The 24,274-nt window shown below is 52.7% G+C and carries 19 protein-coding genes and 1 tRNA gene; 11 read left to right on the top strand and 9 right to left on the bottom strand.

Translation table 11 applies throughout. From position 1 onward, the window contains the following. Positions 1-7: 7 nt before the first annotated feature. From QKW35_RS00575 to QKW35_RS00525, 11 genes are read left to right on the top strand one after another with little or no spacing between them, the layout of a single operon-like run. Positions 8-766, top strand: coding sequence for a heme ABC transporter permease (locus tag QKW35_RS00575; RefSeq protein ID WP_282350126.1), 759 nt, complete (start codon positions 8-10; stop codon positions 764-766). 7 nt (positions 767-773) lie between these two features. Next, positions 774-953, top strand: coding sequence for a heme exporter protein CcmD (gene ccmD / locus QKW35_RS00570; protein WP_282350125.1), 180 nt, complete (start codon positions 774-776; stop codon positions 951-953). After that, positions 950-1,411, top strand: coding sequence for a cytochrome c maturation protein CcmE (ccmE, locus tag QKW35_RS00565; protein ID WP_282350124.1), 462 nt, complete (start codon positions 950-952; stop codon positions 1,409-1,411). Before ccmD ends, ccmE begins: the two co-directional genes overlap by 4 nt. Beyond that, entirely contained in the window at positions 1,408-3,387 is a 1,980-nt protein-coding gene (locus QKW35_RS00560) for a heme lyase CcmF/NrfE family subunit (RefSeq protein WP_282350122.1), read from the top strand. The genes ccmE and QKW35_RS00560 overlap by 4 nt, the downstream gene beginning before the upstream one ends. A gap of 12 nt (positions 3,388-3,399) precedes the next feature. After that, the gene (locus tag QKW35_RS00555) at positions 3,400-3,942 is read left to right on the top strand and encodes a DsbE family thiol:disulfide interchange protein (RefSeq protein WP_282350121.1); all 543 of its coding nucleotides are present in this window, start codon (positions 3,400-3,402) and stop codon (positions 3,940-3,942) included. Next, a complete protein-coding gene (locus QKW35_RS00550) occupies positions 3,939-4,409 on the top strand; it encodes a cytochrome c-type biogenesis protein (protein ID WP_282350120.1) in 471 nt (156 codons plus the stop codon). The genes QKW35_RS00555 and QKW35_RS00550 overlap by 4 nt, the downstream gene beginning before the upstream one ends. Next, positions 4,406-5,662, top strand: coding sequence for a c-type cytochrome biogenesis protein CcmI (gene ccmI / locus QKW35_RS00545; RefSeq protein ID WP_282350119.1), 1,257 nt, complete (start codon positions 4,406-4,408; stop codon positions 5,660-5,662). The genes QKW35_RS00550 and ccmI overlap by 4 nt, the downstream gene beginning before the upstream one ends. 53 nt (positions 5,663-5,715) lie before the next feature. Further along, positions 5,716-7,422, top strand: coding sequence for a cell division protein ZipA (zipA, locus tag QKW35_RS00540; RefSeq protein WP_282350118.1), 1,707 nt, complete (start codon positions 5,716-5,718; stop codon positions 7,420-7,422). A 60-nt stretch (positions 7,423-7,482) separates the two neighbouring features. Continuing rightward, complete coding sequence (gene ligA, locus QKW35_RS00535; protein ID WP_282350117.1) at positions 7,483-9,843, top strand: NAD-dependent DNA ligase LigA; 2,361 nt, start codon at positions 7,483-7,485, stop codon at positions 9,841-9,843. Next, entirely contained in the window at positions 9,840-10,052 is a 213-nt protein-coding gene (locus QKW35_RS00530; protein ID WP_282350116.1) for a YheU family protein, read from the top strand. Before ligA ends, QKW35_RS00530 begins: the two co-directional genes overlap by 4 nt. Before the next feature lie 40 nt (positions 10,053-10,092). Next, positions 10,093-10,776: a DUF4126 domain-containing protein gene (locus QKW35_RS00525; RefSeq protein WP_282350115.1), complete on the top strand. Its 684-nt coding sequence runs from the start codon at positions 10,093-10,095 to the stop codon at positions 10,774-10,776. Here QKW35_RS00525 and QKW35_RS00520 read toward each other — a convergent pair. From QKW35_RS00520 to dnaG, 9 genes are all read right to left on the bottom strand, one after another. Further along, a complete protein-coding gene (locus QKW35_RS00520) occupies positions 10,745-11,398 on the bottom strand; it encodes a CBS domain-containing protein (RefSeq protein ID WP_282350114.1) in 654 nt (217 codons plus the stop codon). The two genes, QKW35_RS00525 and QKW35_RS00520, sit on opposite strands and share 32 nt — an antisense overlap. Before the next feature lie 27 nt (positions 11,399-11,425). Continuing rightward, on the bottom strand, positions 11,426-13,399 hold the full coding sequence (gene mnmC / locus QKW35_RS00515) for a bifunctional tRNA (5-methylaminomethyl-2-thiouridine)(34)-methyltransferase MnmC2/FAD-dependent 5-carboxymethylaminomethyl-2-thiouridine(34) oxidoreductase MnmC1 (RefSeq protein WP_282350113.1): 1,974 nt from the start codon (positions 13,397-13,399) through the stop codon (positions 11,426-11,428). Positions 13,400-13,520: 121 nt separating this feature from the next. Beyond that, complete coding sequence (locus QKW35_RS00510; RefSeq protein ID WP_282350112.1) at positions 13,521-14,789, bottom strand: nucleotide sugar dehydrogenase; 1,269 nt, start codon at positions 14,787-14,789, stop codon at positions 13,521-13,523. Positions 14,790-14,792: 3 nt separating this feature from the next. Beyond that, positions 14,793-16,442, bottom strand: coding sequence for a glucose-6-phosphate isomerase (gene pgi / locus QKW35_RS00505; RefSeq protein WP_282350111.1), 1,650 nt, complete (start codon positions 16,440-16,442; stop codon positions 14,793-14,795). 3 nt (positions 16,443-16,445) lie between these two features. Next, positions 16,446-17,324, bottom strand: a complete 879-nt coding sequence (galU, locus tag QKW35_RS00500) for a UTP--glucose-1-phosphate uridylyltransferase GalU (RefSeq protein WP_282350110.1) — start codon at positions 17,322-17,324, stop codon at positions 16,446-16,448. A 996-nt stretch (positions 17,325-18,320) separates the two neighbouring features. Continuing rightward, a complete protein-coding gene (locus QKW35_RS00495; protein ID WP_282350109.1) occupies positions 18,321-19,667 on the bottom strand; it encodes a UDP-glucose dehydrogenase family protein in 1,347 nt (448 codons plus the stop codon). 552 nt (positions 19,668-20,219) lie between these two features. Next, positions 20,220-20,296: transfer RNA gene (locus QKW35_RS00490), tRNA-Ile, on the bottom strand. Positions 20,297-20,360: 64 nt separating this feature from the next. Further along, the gene (rpoD, locus tag QKW35_RS00485; RefSeq protein WP_282350108.1) at positions 20,361-22,190 is read right to left on the bottom strand and encodes an RNA polymerase sigma factor RpoD; all 1,830 of its coding nucleotides are present in this window, start codon (positions 22,188-22,190) and stop codon (positions 20,361-20,363) included. Between the two features lie 160 nt (positions 22,191-22,350). Next, a complete protein-coding gene (gene dnaG, locus QKW35_RS00480; RefSeq protein ID WP_282350107.1) occupies positions 22,351-24,252 on the bottom strand; it encodes a DNA primase in 1,902 nt (633 codons plus the stop codon). Positions 24,253-24,274: the final 22 nt, after the last annotated feature.

Raw genomic sequence — 24,274 nt, 5'->3', positions numbered from 1 at the left:
GGTTAAAATGGCAGAGAACAAAAAATGGATGCCACGCTGGTTTTACCAGATGGCGTCACCTCGCTGGAGCTATGAGATCATGGGTAAGTTGATGCCCTGGTTTGCGATCCCTGCAGCGGTTTTGTTGGTTTTGGGTATTGCCTGGGCGCTGGCATTTGCGCCGCAGGATTATCAGCAAGGTAACAGTTTCCGCATCATCTATATTCATGTGCCTTCGGCGATTCTTGCTCAGTCCTGCTACATGTTGATGGCGGTGGCAGGTGCAATCGGCCTGATATGGAAAATGAAAGTGGCCGATATGGTGGCCAAGTCCTGTGCACCGATCGGTGCGACCATGGCGATTCTGGCGCTAGCAACCGGTGCGATCTGGGGCAAGCCGACCTGGGGCTCCTGGTGGGTGTGGGATGCACGCCTCACCTCCATGCTGATTCTGCTGTTCCTGTACCTGGGGGTGATCGCCCTCCACTCTGCCTTTGAAAGCGAAGCCACTGCAGCCCAGGCGACCGCCGTTCTGGCACTGGTCGGCTTGGTGAATATCCCGATTATCAAGTACTCCGTTGAGTGGTGGAACACGCTGCACCAGCCTGCAACCTTTACGTTAACCGAACGTCCGGCCATGCCCGCAGAGATGTGGGTGCCCCTGCTTATCATGGTCATAGGGTTCTACTGTTTCTTTGCCGTTTCCCTGATGATGCGCACCCGTAACGAGATTATTCATCGTGAACGCCGTGCCAGCTGGGTACGCGAACTGATCGAAAAGCAGTGAGGTGAGTGTGAGTTTCGACAGTTTTTCCGAGTTTCTGGCCATGGATGGACATGGCCAATACGTATGGTTGAGCTACGCCATTGCGTTGGTTCTGTTTGTTGTCAATCTGGTGAGTCCGCTGCTACGTAAAAAACAGCTGATAGCCGAGCTAAAACGTCGTCTGCGCAGGGAGAAAAGTACCTCATGAATCCAAAACGAAAACAACGATTGATCATTGTTTTGTTCATCGTCTTCGGCGTAGGGATTGCGGTGGGGCTGACTATGTTTGCGCTGAGTCAGAATATCAATCTGTTCTACTCCCCAACACAGATTGTAAACGGTGAGGCGCCTGAACATACGCGTATTCGAGCTGGCGGTATGGTGGTTGAGGGTAGCGTTACGCGCGATCCAAACAGCCTGAAAGTGAGCTTTGGTATGACCGATTACGCTGAAAGCGTCACCGTTGAATACACCGGTATTCTGCCCGATCTGTTCCGCGAGGGGCAGGGTATCGTGGCACAGGGCGTGATGGATGAAGCAGGGATTTTCCAGGCCAGCGAAGTCCTGGCCAAGCACGACGAAAACTATATGCCGCCGGAAGTGGCGGAAGCTCTGGAAAAAGCGGGCAACATGCCTAAGCCAGAGGCCGAGGAGTTTAATAAATGATCCCTGAACTTGGCCAATATGCGCTGATTCTTGCGCTGTGCCTGGCAGCGCTGCTGTCGGTTGTTCCGCTGGTAGGCGCTTCCACAGGTAATCAGTTGTGGATGGGGTATGCCCGTCCACTGTCCAAGGGTATGTGTCTGTTTCTGGTCATCAGTATCTTCTGCCTGGGTTATGCCTTTGTCGTTGATGACTTCTCTGTGGCGTATGTAGCCGCCAACTCCAATACCGCACTACCGGTCTACTACAAGATCAGCGCGATCTGGGGAGGCCATGAAGGCTCCCTGCTGTTGTGGGTGGTGATTCTCGGTGGGTGGATCTACGCCGTTGCGGTTAAAAGCCGCAACCTGCCGCAGGACATTGTTGCACGCGTGCTGTCAGTGATGGGGATCATCGCCGTTGGCTTTATCCTGTTTACACTGTTGACCTCCAGCCCGTTTGAGCGTCACCTGCCGATGTATCCTCAGGAAGGTGGTGACCTGAACCCATTGTTGCAGGATATCGGCCTGATCATCCATCCGCCGATGCTGTACATGGGGTATGTAGGGTTCTCTGTTGCCTTCGCGTTTGCCATCGCTGCGCTGATGAGCGGTCAATTGGATGCGGCGTGGGCCCGTTGGTCCCGTCCCTGGACAAATATTGCCTGGGCCTTTCTGACGCTGGGGATCGCACTGGGCAGCTGGTGGGCGTACTACGAGCTTGGCTGGGGCGGCTGGTGGTTCTGGGATCCGGTGGAGAACGCATCCTTTATGCCGTGGCTGGTGGGGACTGCCCTGATCCACAGTCTGGCGGTAACGGAAAAGCGTGGTGTCTTCAAAAGCTGGACTGTGTTACTGGCGATCTTTGCGTTCTCTCTGAGCCTGCTGGGCACCTTCCTGGTACGTTCCGGCGTGTTGACCTCGGTACACGCATTCGCGTCTGACCCAGAGCGTGGTTACTTTATTCTGGCGTTGCTGGCGATCACCATCGGTGGCTCGCTGTTGCTTTATGCGATCAAGGCGGCGCACGTAAAAGCCGAATCCTCCTTTGAGTTGATTTCACGTGAATCCTTCCTGTTGCTGAACAACATCGTACTGGTTGTTGTGGCGTTTATGGTCCTGCTGGGCACTTTGTATCCGCTGCTGCTGGACGCGCTGCAGATGGGCAAGATCTCTGTAGGTGCGCCGTACTTTAACGCCATGTTCATTCCACTGATGTCGGTGTTGGTGGTGCTGATGGGCATCGGTGCGATTGCCCGCTGGAAAGTCACCAAGGGTGAGTTTCTGATCAAGCAGCTCTGGTTGCCGGGCGCGCTGGCCTTGGTTGCGGGCGTGCTGATCTCATTGTTTGGCGGCATCGACTACGACTGGCGCGCCATGGGAAGCCTGATTCTGTGCTTCTGGATTGTGTTCTCCGGGATACGGGATATGTACAACCGTGTATCCCATAAAGCGTCGCCAATTAAAGCGCTGGGTAACTTCTCCCTGAGTTACTACGGCATGGTGCTGGCGCATGTGGGTGTGGCTGTATGTATCGTAGGGATCACGATGGTATCACTCTACAGCGAAGAGCGTGATATGCGCATGGCACCGGGCGATCGTTTGGCGTTTAAGCATTATGAGTTTGTGTTTGAAGGTTCACGTCGTGTAACCGGACCTAACTACAGTTCAGATATGGGCCGTATCGTGGTACTTAAAGACGGCGAACCGTACTCCCTTATGAATCCGGAAAAACGTCTTTACAATGCGCGAGGCAACATGATGACCGAGGCCGCGATTGACCCTGGGTTGTTCCGCGATCTGTATGTTGCGTTGGGTGAGCCGCTGGAAGGTGGTGCCTGGGCGGTACGTATGCAGTACAAGCCCTTTGTTCGCTGGATCTGGCTGGGTGGCCTGATGATGACGTTTGGCGGCATGCTGGCAGCGGCAGACAAGCGTTACCGAAAGCAGGCGAAGCGCCGTCAGTCCAAGCCTGTAGCGACTGAACCTGAGTTTGCGTGAGGAAGAGTTAAGATGCGCCGTTTTTTCCTGTTTGTACCGTTAGCTGTTTTCTTTGTAATGGGTATCTTTCTCTATCGAGGCCTGCAGCTTGATCCAACCGAGCTGCCGTCTGCGCTGATCGATAAGCCGTTGCCTGAGTTTAGTATGAGCTCGCTGTACGACGAGCAGCGTCAGGTCACACCGGCAGACCTGAAAGGCAAACCTGCGTTGCTGAACGTATGGGCGACCTGGTGCCCGTCCTGTAAGGAGGAGCACGCCCAGCTCAATAAGATCAAAGAAGAGGGGTACACCATCTATGGTGTGAACTACAAGGACGACCGCGGCAAAGCAAAAGAGTGGTTGCGCCGCTATCTGGATCCGTATGCAGAGAATATCTTCGACGACAAAGGTGCCCTGGGCCTGGATCTGGGGGTATACGGTGCGCCTGAGACGTACGTGATAGATGCCAACGGAGTGATCCGTTACAAGCATGTGGGCGTGGTTGATCAGCGTGTTTGGGACCAGATTCGCCCTTTGATGGATAAGTTGGCCTCCGGGGAGGTGGCAGGTCAATGATTCGCTGGTTCACTACGCTCCTGTTAATGGTCTCGGTGCATGCTACGGCAGCGATCGATACCTACGAATTCAAAGATGACGAAACCCGACAGCGGTTCCAGCATTTGACGGAAGAGCTTCGTTGTCCGAAGTGTCAGAACCAGAACCTGGCGGATTCCAACTCTCCGATCGCGAAAGACCTGCGTCACGAGGTGTATCGTATGTTGGGCGAAGGGGAAACCGATCAGCAGATCGCCGATTTTATGGTGGCCCGTTACGGCGAGTTTGTGTTGTACAAACCGCGCAAGGATCTTTCTACTTACCTGTTGTGGTATGGCCCGTTTGCGCTGCTTCTGGTTGGTGTCGTGGTGGTGTTTGTGATGACGCGTCGCACGTCGTCAGGCAACAAGACGGATGATAAACCAGAGCTTGATGAATCCCAGCGTCAGCAGCTTAACTCTCTACTTGATCAGGATACCGACAAATGACGGGTTTATGGGGTGGTATTGCAGTACTGACACTGCTGGCAGTCGGTTTCGTGTTCTGGCCGCTGTTCCGTGCCAGGAAGCTTCAGCAGGTTGAGCAGGCAGAAGATCGTAAACACCAGAATATCGACATCTTCCGTGAACGCGTTGAAGAGCTGGAAGCAGAGCTGAACAGCGGTAGTCTGGAGCTGGCTGAATTTGACGAGCTCAAACTCGAGCTTGAAAAAAACCTGCTGAACGATGCAGCAGTGGAAGAGGAGCAGGTGGCGCCACTGAAGCTAACCAGCGGCACTGCAGTGACGGTTACCCTGATAGCGATGATCATGACAACCGCTGCGTTTGGCCTGTATGGCAAACTGGGGCGCTCTGTGGATCTCGAGCTGGCCCTGAATGCAGAACAGGGTTTGCAGCAGAACCAGCAACCGTCCATCGAGGATGCCCTGGCGATGCTGGAAGCGGAGCTGAAACAGCGTCCGGATAACGCTGAGGGGTGGTACATGCTCGGTACCACCTATGTCGGCATGAAGCGTTATGACGAAGGTTTGGCCGCATTGCGCAAGTCGATTGAACTGCTGCCGGAAGACGCACCGCAATATGCCGGGGTGATGGGGCAGTATGCACAGGCACTGTACTTCGCCAGTGGTAACAAAGTCACGCAGGAGGTACGGGACCAGATCGACCGTACGTTGGCACTTGAGCCGTTTGAGATCACAACGCTGGGGCTGCTGGGTATCGACGCCTTCGAACAGCAGAACTACCAGGGGGCTATCGATTACTGGAGCAAGGCCCTGGTTAATGCCGATGGTGACGCCGCGAAATCTCTCAAGTCCGGAATTCAGACTGCGCGTGGGCGCCTCGAGGCACGGGGTGTGGCAGCATCAGAAGCAGAGGTTACAGCCGATGCTGCAGCGGCCCAGATCCGAGTTCAGTTGAGTATTGATGAGTCACTTAAAGCGCAGGTGAACCCTGAGCATGTCGTATTTGTCTTTGCCCGCCCGGTGGGTGGTCGCATGCCGTTAGCCGCCGTGCGCTTGCAGGTGTCCCAGCTGCCACTCGAAGTGGTGCTGGACGATTCCACTGCAATGTCGCCTCAGGCGAAACTGTCGCAGCAGACCGAGGTCGAAGTTACGGCACGCGTATCATTGAGTGGTCAGCCTCAGGCATCTTCGGGTGATCTGTATGGTACGCTTAGTCCCGTTCAGGTTGGTGCTGACAACAATGAACTTACGTTGGTTATTGATCGAGTTGTCGACTAATTTTATAGTCTGAAAAATTACAGTACTAAAGAATACGAGGGCGCGATTTATTTATGGATATCGGTTTGCGTGAATGGCTAGTGATCGGGGGCGTTATCCTGATCGGCCTAATCATCCTTGATGGCTGGCGTCGGATGAATGGAAACCGCAACCGTCTGCGCATGGATATTGACCCCAATGTAGCGGATCTGCCGGATGAGCCTGTTCGTACTCACAATCCTGAACTGCCGAACGGTGGCGCTCGCCTGGTAGGCGAAGATCCGCTATTTGCTGAACTTGAGCAAAAGCGCGAAAGTCATAACGGCCACGATCATGCTGAATCTGATCCGCTCTTTGACAGGCCGGATATCGAACCTGATGGCCGTATCGAACCCGCCTTTGGTGATGAAATTGATCGGCGAGGCACTGAGGACGCAGCCTTTGCTTCCCATCGGGTAAATGAAGAGCCGGAAGAACATGCAGTTGAGCCGCAAGTTGCTGATAATGCAGATTTCGATGAATTGCTGGGGCCTGCGCGTGTAGCCTCAGCAGAACCTGAACAACAGCCCTCTGCAGAGCACTACGAATCTGAATCTGCTGAATCCCCTGTGCCCGAATCTCTGGAAGCGGTCTCCGCTTATATGGACGGTGCGCCTGCCGACCGGGAACCAGACATTGAGCCGATGCGTTTCGAGGCGGATACCCGGCCTGAACAAGATCCCGAACCACTGTTTCCTTCACTGGACGGTTACGATGAGCCAGAGATCGCGCGTGATCCGGAAACCGTTGTGGCTGTTACTCCGGATATGCCAGATGTGGCAATGGATGAAGGCATTATTTCCAAAGCACGCATCGTCGAGACTCGTCCTGAACCAATTGTTGAGCACGAATCGGTAGCTTATGTTCAGCCAGAACCGGAATCCTTTGTGGAAGCAGAAGAACCGGCCCGAGAACCGGAACCGCTGTTTCACCGTTCAGTGGACAATAATCCGGAGACTGACGTCGTGTCAGACACCGTGGCTGAAAGTGCACCGCCGGCTGAACCTGTTAAGCCTCAGGTAGCCGCTGTTAGCGGTGAGCCCGAGTTGGATCTGGACAAGCCAATTACGCTGTTGCTGGATGATAACGGACCGGAGGCTGAGGCTGTGGAAGCTGCGCCCTTGTTCGCCGATGATCCGATTTTACCCGAGGTAGCAGAACCGGTGGTGGTTTCTGCGCCGAAGCCGAAGTCGACTGTGAAGCCTGCTTCACGTAAAAAAGCTGTGTTTGACAAAGAATCCGCTGAGCCGGTTCCGGAAACCAAGGATCTGTTTGCCGAGCGTCCGTCACTGGAGAAAACACCGGCGCCGGAAAGTGTATTGGCGATCACCGTGCTTGCCGCCGAGAATCTGGCGATTCCGGGCGCCAAACTGCTGCCATTGGTGAGCGCCTGTGGTATGCGCTTTGGTGATATGGATATTTTCCACCGCTTTGAAGATGGCCTCGAAGAAGGTGCTGTGCAGTTCAGTATGGCCAATGCGATTAAGCCGGGCACCTTCGATATCGATAACATGGATGAACTGGAAACCCGTGGTTTGACCTTCTTTATGTCAATGGAGGAGCCGCGGGATGTGATGAATGCCTTCGAATGCATGCTGGCAACCGCAGAGACCGTAGCTAAACATATGGGTGCGGAGCTACTGGATGAAAATCGCTCTGTGTTGCGACCTCAAACCAAAGAACATTATCGCCAGCGCATCCGTGATTTCGGAATGCGTAACCTGGCCCGACGTGCGCATTAAGCGCACGTTTTCCCTTCGCTTTAAATCTTATCTCTCTCGAAACTTTAATAGGGTTCTACTGTGTCTGTTGAGCAGGAAGTTCTGGCGCTGCGTGAGCAGCTGAATCACCATAACTATTGTTATTACGTGCTGGATAATCCGGAAGTTCCGGATGCCGAATATGACCGCCTGTATCAGCAGCTCAAGGGGCTGGAAAAAGAACATCCCCAGTTGGTAACCGCTGACTCACCGACCCAACGTGTAGGGGGGGCACCGCTCGGTGCGTTTAAGCAAGTAAAGCATGAGATGCCGATGTTGTCGTTGGACAACGCCTTCAATGAAGAGGATATGCAATCGTTTAACCGCCGCGTTGTTGAGCGTCTGGATGCGCCGGCCGGAGAGGTTATCGAATATGCCTGCGAGCCAAAACTGGATGGTATCGCGATCAGTCTGCTTTACGAAGAAGGTGTGCTGGTGCGCGGCGCAACCCGGGGCGACGGGGTCAGCGGCGAAGACATCACGCTGAATGTACGGACGATCCCAACTATCCCGCTAAAGCTTACCGGAGAAGGCTATCCCGTGCGCCTGGAGGTACGCGGTGAGATCTTTATGCCGAAGCAGGGCTTTGAGGCGTTGAACGCACGTATGCGTGCGGAGGGGGGGAAGCCGTTTGTGAACCCGCGTAACGCAGCAGCCGGCAGTCTGCGCCAGCTCGATCCCCGTTTGACTGCTCAACGTCCTCTGGAGCTGTGCAGCTACAGTGTGGGTATTGTTGAAGGTGGTGAAATGCCGGCAAAACATGCCGATGTTCTGCGTCAGTTAAAAGCCTGGGGCTTCAAACTTAATGCGCTGCTGGATGTAGTGGAGGGCGTTGAAGGCTGTATCAACTACTACCAGCGTATTCTGGAGCAACGTGACTCTCTGCCGTATGAAATTGACGGTGTCGTCTTTAAGGTCAACGACCTGCAGCAACAGAAAAGACTGGGCTTTATCTCCCGTGCGCCGCGCTGGGCGATTGCGCACAAATTCCCGGCGCAGGAAGAGATCACTGTGGTACGTGATGTCGAGTTTCAGGTCGGGCGTACCGGTGCAGTAACGCCGGTAGCGAGGCTGGAGCCGGTGTTTGTCGGCGGGGTGACGGTGTCTAATGCGACTCTGCACAACATGGATGAGATTGCCCGTCTGGACCTGCGAATTGGCGACAGCGTGGTTATTCGCCGTGCCGGGGATGTCATCCCACAGGTAGTGAAAGTGGTGACCGAACGTCGCCCGGAGGGGGCGGAACCGGTTGAGATTCCTCATCGCTGCCCGGTATGTGGTTCCGACGTGGAGCGGGTGCAGATCGTCAAGCGGACCAAGTCCGGTGAGCAGGCAACAGAAGGGGCTGCCTATCGTTGTGTCGGGCGCCTGGCCTGTCAGGCTCAGGTTCAGCAAGCCATCATCCACTATGCATCACGCAAGGCGCTGGAGATTGATGGGCTAGGCGAGAAGATTGTCGAGCAGTTGGTCGAGTTGAAGCTGATAACCTCCCCGGCAGATCTGTACCGCTTACAGCCGGAACAGCTGATCGGGCTGGAAGGTTTCGCTGAGATCTCCGCCAATAAACTGTGTGAGTCGATTGCCGCGCGGCGTCAGGTCTCGCTGGCGCGCTTTATCTACGGTCTGGGCATCCCGGATGTGGGCGAGGAGACAGCACGTGTTTTAGCCTCCAAACTGGGTACGCTGGCACGTATCCGTGTGGTGCTGCCGGAGATTCTGACATGGTTGCCGGATATCGGTCGCGAAGTAGCTGGTGAGATCAGTCACTTCTTTGAGGACGAGCACAACGCCAAGGTACTGGATGATCTGCTGGCACAGGGTATCGAGTTTGCCGATGAGGGCGAGCTGGCACCTGATCTGGCCGGGGCGATCACACTGGCTGAATTAATCGACCGTATGGGAATCAGTGGTGTCGCGAAAGTGGGCGCACAACGGATCGCCGATTACTTCGGTGATCTTGAATCGCTGCTGGCGGCGGACCTGCAGACGCTGGATCAGGTGCCTAAACTTTCTGCTAAGGCCATTAACGGTGTGCTGGATTGCCTGGACGATGCCCAGTGGGTTGAGCGTATCCGCCTGATCGAAGCGCAGTTGCTCGCGTTTGGTTTGCACTGGAGCTGTGAAGTTGAACAAGGTGAACAACAGGCAGCGCCTCTGGAAGGCAAAACCTATGTGCTTACGGGTACACTGGAACAGATGGCGCGTAGCAAGGCGAAAGCAGCGTTACAGCAGCTGGGCGCGAAGGTGAGTGGCAGCGTTTCCAAGAAAACCGACTGCGTTGTCGCAGGTCCTGGAGCGGGTTCTAAACTGGCCAAGGCCAACGAGCTTGGTATTCCGGTGCTGGATGAAGACCAGTTTATCGAGTTGCTGCGCGAGCATAGTATTGATCCGGATAGCCTATGATTATCCCCCACAACCAGCTCAGTTCTGATGCCCTGGACGGCCTGATTGAAGAGTATGTTACCCGTGACGGCACCGACTACGGCGAACAGGAGATGACACTTGCGGAGCGTGTGGCGCAGGTCAAGCGTCTGCTCGCCAGCGGCGAGGCGGTGATATTGTTCAGCGAGGGTAAAGGCGAATGCAATATAGTATCCAGTAGCCTGCTGTAGTAGATCTGCAGCTAACATTGACGTGTCAGTGGAGTTGCTTATGGATCAGTTAGACCAGATAGTGAGCCTGATCGCCCTTACGATGGGCGTGGGTTGGGCCAGTGGTATCAATCTGTACGCTACCGTGCTGATGTTGGGGGTGCTCTCCAACATGGGCCATATCAGCTTGCCGGCCGAGTTGATGGTGGTGGCCGATCCATTGGTACTGATGGCCGCCGGTTTTATGTACTGTGTGGAATTTTTTGCCGATAAAGTGCCTGGCGTCGATACCGGCTGGGATGGCCTGCATACCTTTATCCGAATCCCCGCTGGGGCTGCGCTGGCTTCTGCGGCAGTCGGCGATATTAGCCCGGCCGTGGAAGTCGCCGCTGCTCTCGTCGGCGGCAGTCTGGCTGCTGCCAGTCATGCCACCAAGGCGGGTAGTCGGGTACTGATCAATACCTCACCCGAACCGGTAACGAACTGGACAGCGTCTTTCACCGAAGATGTGTTGGTGCTTGCTGGCCTGTGGACCGCACTGAATCACCCAGTCTCTTTCCTGATTGCGCTGGCGCTGTTTATCGTACTGATTGCGTGGTTGCTGCCGAAGTTGTGGCGTGGAATCAAAAAGGTATTCAGTTGGCTGGGAGGGTTGTTTCGAGGTTCGGAGTCCATTCCTTCGGCCCCGCAACTTACAGATAAGGGGAGCGAGGTTAGGCCCAGCGCTCCAGATTCGGACCGCTGACAAGCAGGTGAAGCATATCAGTACGGGTGACAACGCCTACAGCGCTACCCCCGGCATCTACAATCGGAATCGAGTTTATGTTGTACTCCACCATAATCTGGGCGGCTTGGCGTACCCGGGTATCCGGCGAGGCGGCCACGACCTTCTTGGTATAGATGGTATCGATGGAGTCTGGTGAGTTTCTGCCCACCCGCAGAATATCGCGCTCCGACAGCATACCCAGCAGTTGCAGGGATTCGTTAACGACCACCAGATGACGGATATTCAGGTCCACCATTTTGCGCGAAGCAGCAAAGATGGTCGCCCCCGGTGTGATTGTCTGAACCGGCGAACTCATAATATGCGAGATAGCAAGCGTACGTCGATCCGGCAGGCTGATCGCCTTTTCTTCGGTGTCTACATAGGCTTGGGTCGCCGCAGAGGCGGGCGGTAGCCCTTTCTTTTTGCGCTCAGGCTGCAGAATTTGGATAAATTTTTCACCATCGGCATGCAGGCGATCTTCGGTATCTGCTGAGCGATGGGTTGCTTTCAGCTCTTCCAGCTTGTCGACGCCGCTTGGTGGGAATTCCGATTTAGTTGGCGTCTGTATTCGATAACCGTGGTCGTATATAACCAGTGCCATAACTCTGCTCCAGCCGTTGCTTAGTCTTTATATCGACTTCCTGATCAAATTCTTAATAATAAAACGTGCAGGGTTTACGGCATCTACCAGGGATTTCTCCACTGGGAATGGCTCGCCGAGCATGCTCGCTGCAACAATTTCACCACAAATTGGACCGGTGATAAGTCCTTTTGATCCATGGCCAATGTTGATAAACAGGCCTTCCAGGTGCTTTGGTTGGCTGTCGGCGAATTTCCATTTCCTGTCTATACGAAGTTTGGCATAGTCGCTTAGAAATGCCTCATAGTCGGGGGCCGGACCGGCGATAGGCAGATAGTCAGCGGTGCTGCAGCGATATGCCGCACGGCCTGTCAGCTCTTCGGTTGCAAGGCTGTTTGCGATTTCCGGTAACACGGCATGCAACTTGCCGAGGTTAGCATGATGGTCCTCTTCACGGATATCCAGGTCGAGGTCATGCAGGTCGAAAGTCGCGCCAAAACAGTAGGTTGCTTCACGGGCAGGGGAAATATACCCATCTCCACATACAACCGTTTTTAGGGCAGGGCGTCCACTGGCTGATGCTATTGAGGTTTGGCCCCGGATGGGTTTGATCGGAAGGTGGACAAACTGCGTTAGCTGCTTGGCTTCCGCGGCTGTACAGATCACCAGATAGCCGGTTTCGAGCGTGCTTCCGCCCTTTACGCTGATGCTCCAGTGCTTGGTTTCCGGGTTTTGGGTCACTCCGCTGACCTGGGTATGGGTTTGTACTGAAATCAGAGGATGATCAACGAGGCGCAAGCACAAGTCTTGCGGGCTGACCCAGCCGCCGTATTCCATAAAAACACCCGGGTGACTGACAGTCGAACCTGCCAGCCTGGAGGCTTCCTCGGCAGATACTTCGCGGATTATGTTGCCGTCAAATTGGGTTCTCGCGAGCATGTTTTGCTGGCGTTTATGCTCTTTTTCATTGGTTGCGAGTTGTAGTAACCCGCTGTCACCCCAGATCTTGGATTGTGGATCGAGCTGTTTGAGCTGACGTCGGGTGTGCATCAGGCCACTCAGATGCAGTTGTCCCTGAGCATTGTGATCCACAGGCAACTTCGCGTAGAGAGCCCCCTGACGGTTGCCCGATCCTGCCTGAGCGATCTGCTCACTGCGTTCCAGTAACGTGACCGCGATACCCCGTTGTGCCAGCGCGTAGGCTGTTGCGCAGCCGGCGATACCTGCGCCAATGATTACGACAGCGTTGGGGCGCGGTTGTGTTTTCGTATGTTCAAACCAAGGTGCTTTGACATGAGATCGGGATGGGGCGAGGCTAAAGCGGGCGCTTATCATCTCCCGCTTGCGCCCAAAGCCCGGTACCTTTTCAATATCAAAGCCGACCTCTTGTAACCCTCTGCGAACAAAACCCGCCGCGGTAAAGGTGGCCAGGGTGGTAGTTTCTTTACTAAGCCGTCCGAGCTGGCTGAAGAGCCGTTCGTTCCACATCTCCGGGTTCTTGGAGGGAGCAAAGCCGTCCAGAAACCAGGCATCGACCCGGGCTTCCAGTTGGCTGTAGGCATCAAGCGCGTCCATTAGCATCAATGTCAGCTGTATCCGTCCCCCATCCAGGGAAAGACGGTGAAAGCCGGGAACTGGCTGTGGATAAAGCCGGATCAGTTGAGATGCACCATCTTTTAGCTCTGGCCAGTGCTTGAGCGCCTGAGTCAGATCGTCCTGGCTTAGGGGAAATTTCTCTACGCTGATAAAGTGCAGGCAGGCGTTTTCCGGTGCATGTTCTAGCCAAAGCTGCCGTGCCGCCAGAAAGTTCAGTCCGGTACCGAATCCTGTTTCGGCGATAACAAACTGTGAGGCCTTCAGGTTGGTGAATCGCTCTTTTAGGTTGTTTCCGTTGAGAAAAACATGCTCGCACTCTGCCAGTCCGGCCTGAATGTTGAAATACATATCGTCAAATTCAGTCGATACCGGGGTATCTTCTTTCCAGGTGATAGCGGCGTTGCGGATCGGGGCAGAGTGAGGCATTGGAATTCTGTGTACAAGGCTTGATTTGAACGCATATTATATTGCGCTTTGCCCAGGAACATGAAATTTCCGCCACCCTAAATGAAAAAGGCCACATATTGTGGCCTGCTCAAAGAGGGGATTAGACGGCCTTGCGCCCAATGCCGTGGTAGTGAAAGCCGTAATCTTTCATCTCGCCAGGGTCGTAGACATTACGACCGTCCAACAGCAACGGGCGGCGCATGTTGCTGACGATACGGTTAAAGTCACGCATGCCGTATTCAGGCCATTCGGTTACCAGCAGCAAGGCATCAGCGCCGTCGGCGGCCTGTTCAGGTGTGCTGCATAACACTAGATTTTCTGCGTGGCGGTAGTATTCCGCCAGGTTCTGCAGTGCCAGAGGATCGTGCACCCGCACTTCCACGCCTTGTGCCATGCAGGCATCAATGGTCGCCAGGCTTGGTGCATTGTGGATGTCCGCACTGCCGGGCTTATAAGACGCTCCCCAAATTGCTACTTTGCAGCCTTTGAGGTTCCCTTGGAAGTGGCGCCACAGTTTTCGAAATAAGGTTTCCTTTTGTTGCTCGTTAATATCGATAACGGTACGTAGCAACGAAGAGCGGCGTTTCTCCTTCAGGAAGTCGGAGAACAGCAGCAGGTGGTCGGAGAATTTCTCGCCACCGAATCCGCATCCTGGGTTTAGGAAGTGTTTGCCTATTCTGTTATCTCCCGCAATCGTGTCGCGTACAGTCTCAATATCGATCTCCATGCTGTCAGCAAGGTTCGCGAGCTCGTTGATATAGCTTAGGCGCATCGCGAGCATTCCGTTGAGGGCCAGCGTGGCAAACTCAGCTTCCTGAGACGACATGATACGAATACGCTGATTGGGCCCCATCAGAACACGTGCCATAGCGGTAATACGGGCGATTGCCCACTGGGAGTCACTGCCGATGACCAGTTGGTCGGGTTTCATTAGTGTCTCAAGAGCTTGGCCGCCCCGTAGTGAATCGGGTATGTAAACTACGGTTCTCTGATCATCATTGCCCAGAATGGCATTTAACCGAGAGGTCGAGCCGATACCAAAAATACTCTGGTTGATAAATAAAATCGGCCCTTCCTTGAGAGAGGCGATGTTCGCAACTATAGCGGCAGCCTGGTCATAAGACTGAGACTCCAGATTCAGCCAATGGATGTCTGAATCACTCGGTGGGTGATTGGGGTCGTAACTGCGAAGACGCCCGGAGTCAAACTGGCTTTGCAGGAGGCCTCTCAAGCCCGGTTCTGTGACGGAGATTCGGCGGCTGTCCAGATCATGTGAGGAAATCGGCAGATAGACGACGTTGCCACTGCGGGCAAGTACGGCCGCAACTCCCATTGCGGACATGTTATTGCCATAAATGGTTATTTTCATCGCTTATACATCCTGCAGCTCAAGGGTTTGCTTTATTAGTGCCAAGGTGGACGTATCCATCTGCTCTGAGTGAGTTGTGTCCCCATTCAATGCGGCCAATGTCTCGTTTGCCATAACTTTACCTAGCTCCACCCCCCATTGATCAAACGGATTGATATTCCAAATGACGGATTGGGTAAACACTTTGTGTTCATAGAGGCTAATTAACTGGCCCAGAGCAAAGGGCGTCAGCTCGTCTAGTAAGATTGTTGTGCTTGGCTGGTTGCCGTGATACCGCTTATAAAAAGGAACTTCTCCCTTATTGCTAATTGCGTGATCTCCGAATGCCAGAATTCGGGATTGGGCAAAGCAGTTAGACAGCGCGAGGATATGCTGCTTGCGGAGAATTTCGCTGCCTTTTTGGTCGTCGAAATCGTTATATCGGCGAGCTGGGGCAATGAAGTCGCACATTACCTTTTCAGTGCCCTGATGTAATAGCTGGTAGAAGGCATGTTGTGCGTTTGGACCGATCTCTCCCCATATTATTGGACAGGTAGAGTAATCCACGTTCTTCAGATCAAGTGTTGTGTGCTTACCGTTACTTTCCATTTCGAGCTGCTCAAGATAAGCAGGTAAGCGAGCAAGGCGTCCGTCATAAGGAAGTACGGCATGTGCATGAATATCCAGGAAGTTGATATTCCAGATGCCAATAAGTGCCATCAGTACCGGTATATTCGATTCCAATGGCGCCGAGCGGAAGTGCTCATCCATACAATGTGCTCCCGCCAGCAGATCGCGGAAACGGTGCATGCCTATCTGTAAAGCGATCGGGAAGCCAATGCAGGACCACATAGAGTAACGGCCACCGACCCAATCCCAGAAAAGTAACTGGTTATCTTCACGGATGCCGAAGCGGGTCATCTTGTCAGGGTTGGCGGAGATACCCACGAAGTGGTGCTGCAGGATCATGCGCTCCTCAACGTTACTGCGTTCCATGATCCAGTCTTTGGCGGTTTCTGCGTTGGCCAGCGTATCCAGTGTTGTAAAGGATTTCGAGGCGATAACAAACAGGGTTTCCGAAGGTTCGAGCTTGCGCAGTAGTAGTGAAAGCTGACTGCCATCCATAGAGGATACAAAGAAGACTTCAAGCGGATGGCTGGCCGGGCATGGGTAGTCACACAACGCGCGGTTGGTCATGAGTGGACCCAGGTCGGACCCCCCCACACCAATATGGACAACGTTACGTATCGGGCGTCCACTGTATCCACGTGCCTGCGCACTATGCAGACGCTCTACCAAGCGTTCCATTTTGCTCAGTTGCGCGTGGATATCAATAACAACGTCGTTGCCATCAACGTCTAAACTGCGGTAGTTGGGTAGGCGTAACGCAGAGTGCAGAGCAGGGCGGCTCTCAAAGGAATTTACCTTTTTACCGCTGAACAAGTCTTCAATCCGCCCTTCAAGGTTGTTCGCGCGGGCAAGATCTGTCAGTAGTCCAAGTGTATCCGCTACAATGCGCTGTTTGGAAAAATCGATGTGAAGATCCTGATTGCGAAAGGTAAATCGCTCCTGTCGTGCCGGGTCGTCCCGGAACAGGTCATTCAGGTGGCTTTTCTCGATTGTTGTTGAGTGTTCCTTCAGGCTTTGCCACTCGGCACTCTGTGTTAGGTCCATAGGTTAAACGCTTAGCTTCTTTATCAGGGCACGGGTGTGCTCTTTGGTTTCCGGATGCTTCAGTGCGTAGTTCAGTACAGCTTCTACATAGCCTGCTTTGTTTCCGCAGTCGAAGGTCTGGCCTGACATACGGTAAACATTCATCTGCTGTTCCTTCAACAGGGTGTCCATCGCATCGGTCAGCTGGACTTCGTCACCTGCGCCTGGAGGCGTGTCTTTCAGCAGCTCCATAATGCGCGCAGGGAAGACATAGCGCCCTACAACCGCCAGGTTGGAAGGTGCTTCTTCCGCCGTAGGTTTCTCGATAAAACCATTCACTGACGCACTGGAGCCTGCAGCGGGGCCTTCGCTGCAGTCGGCGATGCCATATTTGCTGATATCTTCATCCGCAACGTGCTCCACCATAACCTGGGTTGCGTTGTTGGCATTAAAGTTGGTGATCATCTGGCTCAGATCGTGGGTTTCGCTGTCGTCGCAATCAACCAGCACATCCGGCAGGAGTACGGCGAATGGTTCATTTCCTACCGCTGCGGCCGCGCAGAGTACTGCGTGCCCCAGACCTTTGGCTTCTGGCTGACGGATCGCCATCAGGGTGACGTCGGACGGCAGAATATCCTGCACGGATTCAAGAATGGTCGTTTTTCCTTTGCGGGCCAGTTCTGCTTCGATCTCGTAGTGCTTGTCGAAGTGGTTTTCGATAGCTTCTTTTCCGCTACGGGTAACCAGGACGATCTCTTTGATTCCCGCTTGAATTGCTTCTTCGACAACCAGCTGGATAGCGGGCTTGTCGACAACCGGGAGCATCTCCTTAGGAATTGCCTTGCTGGCTGGTAATACTCGAGTACCGAGTCCCGCGACGGGAATCACTGCTTTCCGGACCATATAAAATTACTCCATTCATTTGCGGTGCGGGGCCTAGTATGCGTTGTTACGACCGCTTTTAAGAGGGGATTATACACTAAATGAATTTTGATCTGAGATACTGTAGCAGTAGCCTAATTGCCGTTTTTAGAGGGTTGTAGTGGTTCAAGCTACCATGGCAGTAGTTGTCAGTGCTATGGAGAGGATATCAGGTTGATGTTACCAGATCATGGATAACCTAATTCATTATACGGTACTGCCAAAAATAGGAGGAATCTGTTGGGGTAGCCTTAAATTAACTAACTTATTTGGGATATTCCTGTGTTTATAGGCCTGGGTTCAAAAGTGTTTTTAACGTGTAAATTGAAGTATCCCCTTGTCTGTACTCTATTTATTTATAGTTTACTGAATAAATGAGATTCAGTTTTTTGAAAGCCGTCTTTTAAAGGGGGAGGGCTTGGTACGCCTATTGGACTCTGCGTTACACAATATGAACTATGTTGAAATGTGACCTGTTAATGGCAATCATTTGACTCCCTTTTGTAAGTACGTGATCTATTACGTGGGCTCTGTCGTGCGCCCCCCGCAATCATGAGGTATCGCTCCAATGTTCTTGTAGCAGGCGAAAATTTGGCCGTGAGCAGGTGCATCAAGGAAAAATAGGATGTCGGTTGACAGGGATAGAGAATCAAAAGGAAGCTGCTGATCTTGAGTTCGCGAATATTGATCTAACAGTGATCTGAAGTAGTGTATGCCTGCTTTAACAGCTGCCGCTTTGTAGTAACAAACGCAATTATCGATATGCTTATCATTCAGCGGCCCCGGAATCTGTTGCCTGACCCATCTGTGTGGTTAAGTCTGCTTATTGCTTGGTGATTACGTATGTCGCCTGTATCAAGAATGAGGGTTACTTTTACTTTTGATTAATGTTGGTTGTATTTACCGTCAATCAAAGTCTGCAACCCTCTCCACTTTGGGGGCTAAGCCTGATTTGGATTGAGCTCGTTCAGGCGATAGTTATGACGAATAGTCCGATATGCTCTTTCCGCGGCCAATACCATAATAAGTGAGGCCTAACGCATCCATTCGCAACGGATCGTAAAGGTTACGCCCGTCAAAGATGGTCGCGGCGCTAAGGCTTTCTTTAAGAAGCTTAAAGTCGGGTGTATAGAACTCTTTCCATTCAGTGCATATTACCAGTGCGTCAGCTCCCTGCAGTGCTGCCTCCTTCGTGCCTGCCAGCATTAAATCACTTCGGTTGCCATAGATACGCTGAGCTTCGTTCATAGCTTCCGGGTCATAGGCCTGAACCTTGGCACCTGCTTCCCATAACGCTTCCATCAGCACGCGACTGGTCGCCTCACGCATATCGTCCGTATTGGGCTTAAAAGACAATCCCCAAACTGCAAAAGTTTTGTCTTTTAGATTCGTGCCGAAGTGCTTCAAAATATTACGGAACAGTTTGGTTTTCTGGTCATAATTGACCGCTTCGACCGCCTCCAGCAATCGGGGTTGGTAGTCAACGCCGTGAGCGGTACGAACTAATGCCTGTACATCTTTCGGGAAACAGGATCCACCATACCCTGCACCCGGGTATATAAAACTATATCCAATGCGTGAATCTGAACCGATCCCTATACGAACCTTTTCTATATCAGCGCCGAGTAATTCTGCGAGGTTGGAAAGCTCATTTATAAATGAAATTTTGGTCGCCAGCATGCAGTTTGCTGCATATTTTGTCAGTTCCGCAGAGCGAATATCCATAAAGATCATTCGGTTGTGGCTGCGGTTGAACGGGTTGTATAGCTCCTGCATTACGGCTTCAACATCAGGATTGTCTGTTCCAATCACGATGCGATCTGGTTTCAGGCAGTCTTCAATTGCGGAGCCTTCTTTGAGGAACTCAGGATTTGATACCACATCGAATGTAAGGTCAGAATCCCTCTCCTTCAAGGTATCCTGCAGCTGTGCCGCGACGCGATCAGCGGTACCTACTGGAACCGTTGACTTATCAACGATGATGCGGTGTTCCTGCATGTGGGTGGCAATTGTTTTCGCCACCGCCAATACGTATTTTAAATCTGCTGAGCCGTCTTCATCGGGCGGTGTGCCTACTGCTATAAACTGAACGTTTCCGTGCTCAACGCCCTCTTTGGCATCAGTAGTAAAGCGTAGGCGTCCAGCTGCGAAGTTCTTCTCAACCAGTGGCGTCAGTCCCGGTTCATAGATAGGTATAATACCTTGCTTCAAGTTGCTAATTTTGGCCTCATCCACATCAACACATACAACTTCGTGCCCCGTTTCTGCGAAAATAGTGGCCTGAACCAAACCGACATATCCAATACCAAAAACTGTAACTTTCATTCGGGTTCCTTAACAACCAACTTCTAAGGCCTGACGGCGACACAGCTCATATATCAATATGAATAATATTCAGTTTTGAGTAGGAGCTCTGTTTTATTTCAAGACTGACTTATACATAATCTTCTAATGAAGCGTTTCGATCTGCAAGTGCGAACCGTTGAAACATTGATCCAGCGTAGCATTTCACTTTACTTGCTGCATGTTTAAATTCTATTTCACACAGTATGACAAGCAGTGAAAGTATTAATTAAATTAATGTCTTTTAAAATTCTGCATGAATTTGTAGTGCGTTTATAAACGGTTATTTGTAAGGGGGGTAATAACCCAGGATATTCAACTAGGTATTAAATATAAATATATCGGGCTGTAAAGATGTAAATGCTATGCTTTTTAATAGTGGCTTTGTGGTTTTTAAGTTTATTGGGTGTGCCGATTGCAAGTGGTCTAGGGGGGAATATGGCTTGAGGTAGATGGGCCTGCCAATAATATCTGATGGGGAGCTTTGAGCATGTGCCCTTAGGGAGTCAAGAGCTTGAAAGTGAAAGGCAAGGGTGGTGGGCCCAGCAGGACTTGAACCTGCGACCAACGGATTATGAGTCCGCTGCTCTAACCAACTGAGCTATAGGCCCGAAGAGGGAGGCCAATGATACCCTGAGAGATATCATTGGCGCAATACACTGAAATAAAAGGAGATTACTCGTCGAGGAAGCTGCGCAGGTGCTCTGAGCGGCTTGGGTGGCGCAGCTTACGAAGTGCCTTGGCTTCGATCTGACGGATACGTTCGCGGGTCACGTCAAACTGCTTACCAACCTCTTCCAGAGTGTGGTCGGTGTTCATATCGATACCAAAACGCATGCGCAGGACTTTCGATTCACGTGCGGTAAGGCCGGAAAGAACCTCTTTGGTCGCTTCGCGCAGGCCTTCGCCGGTTGCGGAATCTACCGGAGAGTCGATGGTTACGTCTTCGATAAAGTCACCCAGGCTGGAATCTTCATCGTCACCGATTGGTGTTTCCATGGAGATCGGCTCTTTGGCAATCTTCAGAACCTTACGGATCTTGTCTTCCGGCATATCCATACGCTCAGCCAGTTCTTCAGGCGTAGCTTCGCGGCCCATCTCCTGCAGCATCTGGCGGGAGATTCGGTTTAGCTTGTTGATCGTTTCGATCATGTGAACCGGAATACGGATAGTACGTGCCTGGTCGGCAATGGAGCGTGTGATCGCCTGACGGATCCACCAAGTCGCATAAGTGGAGAACTTGTAACCACGGCGGTATTCAAACTTATCCACAGCTTTCATCAGGCCGATGTTACCTTCCTGAATCAGGTCCAGGAACTGCAGACCACGGTTGGTGTACTTCTTCGCGATAGAGATAACCAGACGCAGGTTGGCTTCCACCATCTCTTTCTTCGCACGGCGAGCACGGGCTTCCCCGATCGACATGCGACGGTTTACCTCTTTGATCTCTGCCAGTGTCAGTCCGGTGTTCTGTTCGAGCTGGATCAGTTTCTTCTGCGCACGTTTCAGTTCGATCAGGTTGCGTTTTATCGCGGTAGAGTAATCTGCGCCGGATTCGATCAGGCTATTGAACCACTCTGTGTTGATTTCATTGCCCGGGAATTCGTTGATGAATTCGCGACGTGGCATACGACAGCGTTGGGTACAGATACGCATGATGGTGCGTTCCTGTACCCGGATGTTTGCAATGGCGGAACGTACGCGTTCTACCAGTGTGTCATAGTAGCGCGGGGACAGCTTGATTGGTGCAAAAGCGCCGCCCAGCTCGGCCATAGCGTCTGAAGCGGCTTTAGACTCGATACCGTCGTTTTCAATGGCAGACAGGTATTTTTCGAAACATTCGCGGATCAGGCCAAAGCGCTGAGCTGCTTCTTCTGGATCTGGGCCTCGATCTTTTTCTTCATCGTCGTCGCTGTCTTCATCTTCAGCATCCTCGACATCTTCATCATCTGTCGCAGGTGTAGCAGGGCTGGTTGCGTAGCTTGTATCGTCAGCATCGATATAACCGCTGAAGATGTCGCTCAAACGACCGCCGTCTTCCTGTAGGGTTTCATCGTAGGCATCCAGCACGATGTTAACAGAACCTGGAAACGCCGCCAGGGCGGTCATCACTTCACGAATGCCTTCCTCGATACGTTTCGCGATGTCGATTTCGCCTTCACGGGTCAGCAGCTCCACTGTACCCATTTCACGCATGTACATGCGGACCGGATCGGTGGTGCGACCAGCATCGGACTCTACGGCAGCAAGCGCGGCAACAGCTTCGTCGTCGGCATCGTCGGCAGAATCGCCCTCTGTCATCAACAGGGTCTCGGCATCCGGAGTATCTTCGGATACTTTGATACCCATATCGTTGATCATGCGGATGATATCTTCGACCTGATCCGGATCGGCTATATCTTCCGGTAGGTGGTCGTTGACTTCAGCGTAAGTAAGGTAGCCTTGTTCTTTACCACGGGCGATCAATTCCTTGAGGCGCGACTGCTGCTGAGAAGTATCGGACATGTGACCCTGACTTAGATATGAATGATGAAAAATTAGCAGGCAATTATAGCCATTAATGGGCGTTTTTTCTACAAAAGAAGGGGCTAATAATTGATGCTGATGATTAAAAAATAGACCAGATTTGAAGTGCTTGCGATTATTTGAGCCGTGCTGGTGCTGGTCAGCCGTTCAGGCGCTTCATCAGGAGCTGGTTTAGTTCTCTCTTTTCTTCTTCGTTGCGGCTGATCTTGCGCTTCAGTTCGTCGAGGCGCAGGTCATCAATGCGACGTTCCAGTTTTGGTAGTGCGTCCTGAAGAATCTGTTCAGCCTGCTGAATGTCATTTACCGGATCGGCATAGGTGATCCCATTGAGTGTCATCAGATACCCACTGAGGGTTGGGTCTTCCTGCCAATCTACGTATAGGGTACCAAGTGTGGCGCGGGGATGACTTTTCAGATAATCAACCAATGCACAAAGCAGCGGGATGTTTGGTTCAGGTAGCTGTTCCAGTTTTGCAGGCAGTTCGCACAAACGCGCCAGCGTTGGAAAGTGAAGTAGCAGTGAGATGATGCGTTCACTCAGCTCAATCTGAACCGAACTACGTGTTTTGCTGCGTTCTCTGTTTGCGCTAAACCGTGGTTGACGTGGTTCATTGTGTGTCTCATCCGGATAGTAGTCCAATTCAGCGTAGCTATCACCCGCATCATAGTAGTCAGTGGGGTAGTGCTCGGCTTGGGATTGAGGCTCAGGTTCGGGCTCGGCTGGTTTGGTAGCGCTGTGCAGGTTTACAACGCTTTCAAGCTGGTCCTGTGATAGCCCCGTCAGCTCGCTGACGCGATCCAGCATCATCTGCTTCAGGATGCCGGGTTTCATGCTCTGGATTAGGGGGAGAGCGGCACTGCTGAATCGGGCGCGCCCATCCATGCTGTTAAGGTCCATCTCTTCCGACTGGCTTTTGAAGAAGAATTCCGCCAGTGGCAGGGCTTCATCCAGACGTTTACTGAAATCATCGGAGCCCTCTTTGCGTACCAGGCTGTCCGGATCTTCGCCTTCGGGTAGAAACAGAAAGCGGGCTTCTTGACCATCTTTGATGACCGGCAGGGTGGTGCTTAATGCGCGTTTTGCCGCAGTGCGGCCAGCTTCGTCGCCATCAAAGCAGAAAATGACTTCCGGTACGATCTTGAAAATACGTTCCAGGTGCTGGGCGGTGGTGGCGGTGCCCAGCGTTGCAACGGCATAATGAATGCCGTACTGCGCCAGTCCTACCACGTCCATGTAGCCTTCCACAATCAACAGACGCTCAAGCTTGTGGTTGTGCTTGCGGGCTTCGTAGAGTCCGTACAGCTCACGGCTTTTGTGGAAGGTTTCGGTTTCCGGAGAGTTCAGGTACTTGGGTTTGTCGTCGCCTAAAACGCGACCGCCAAACGCAATGACCCGGCCGCGTTGGTCGCGGATCGGAAACATGATGCGGTTACGAAAACGGTCGTAATCGCTGTTGCGTTCTTCATTGTGGATAAGTAGGCCAGCTTTTTCCAGGAGCTTACGGTTTTCGCCGCTGTTGCCTACATGGTTCAGCAGATTGTCCCACCCTGGTGGTGCGAATCCGATCTCGAATGCTTTGGCTGCTTGGCCGGACAGCCCTCGGGATTTGAGGTAGCTAACCGCCTGCTGTCGGCTGGTATGGCTGCGTAGCTGCTGGGCATAAAACTCTGATGCCTGAGTCAGCAGGTCATAGAGCGATTTAAGGTGCTGTTGCTGCTGCCGATTCTGTTGCGACTCTTCCTTGGGTACCTCCATGCCGACCAGCTTCGCCAGTTCCTCTACTGCCTGTGGGAAGTCGAGGTGGTCGTAGTCCATCAGGAAACCCAATGCGTTGCCGCCTGCGCCGCAGCCAAAACAGTAATAGAACTGCTTTTCTTGATTCGCAGTAAAAGAAGGGGTTTTCTCTTTGTGGAAAGGGCAGAGGCCAGAGTAGTTTTTGCCAGTGCGCTTTAGCTTCTGAACACGGCCATCCAGCACGTCGATGATGTTAACGCGTGCAAGAAGATCGTCAATGAAGTGCTGGGGGATTCGTCCGGCCATGTAGTTGCTGCAGCTGAATGAT

The sequence above is a fragment of the Pontibacterium granulatum genome (assembly GCF_029961155.1).
Taxonomy (GTDB): Bacteria; Pseudomonadota; Gammaproteobacteria; order Pseudomonadales; family Balneatricaceae; genus Pontibacterium; species Pontibacterium granulatum.
The sequence above is the reverse complement of the archived record's forward strand: the minus strand, read 5'-3'. Positions and strand labels throughout refer to the sequence as shown.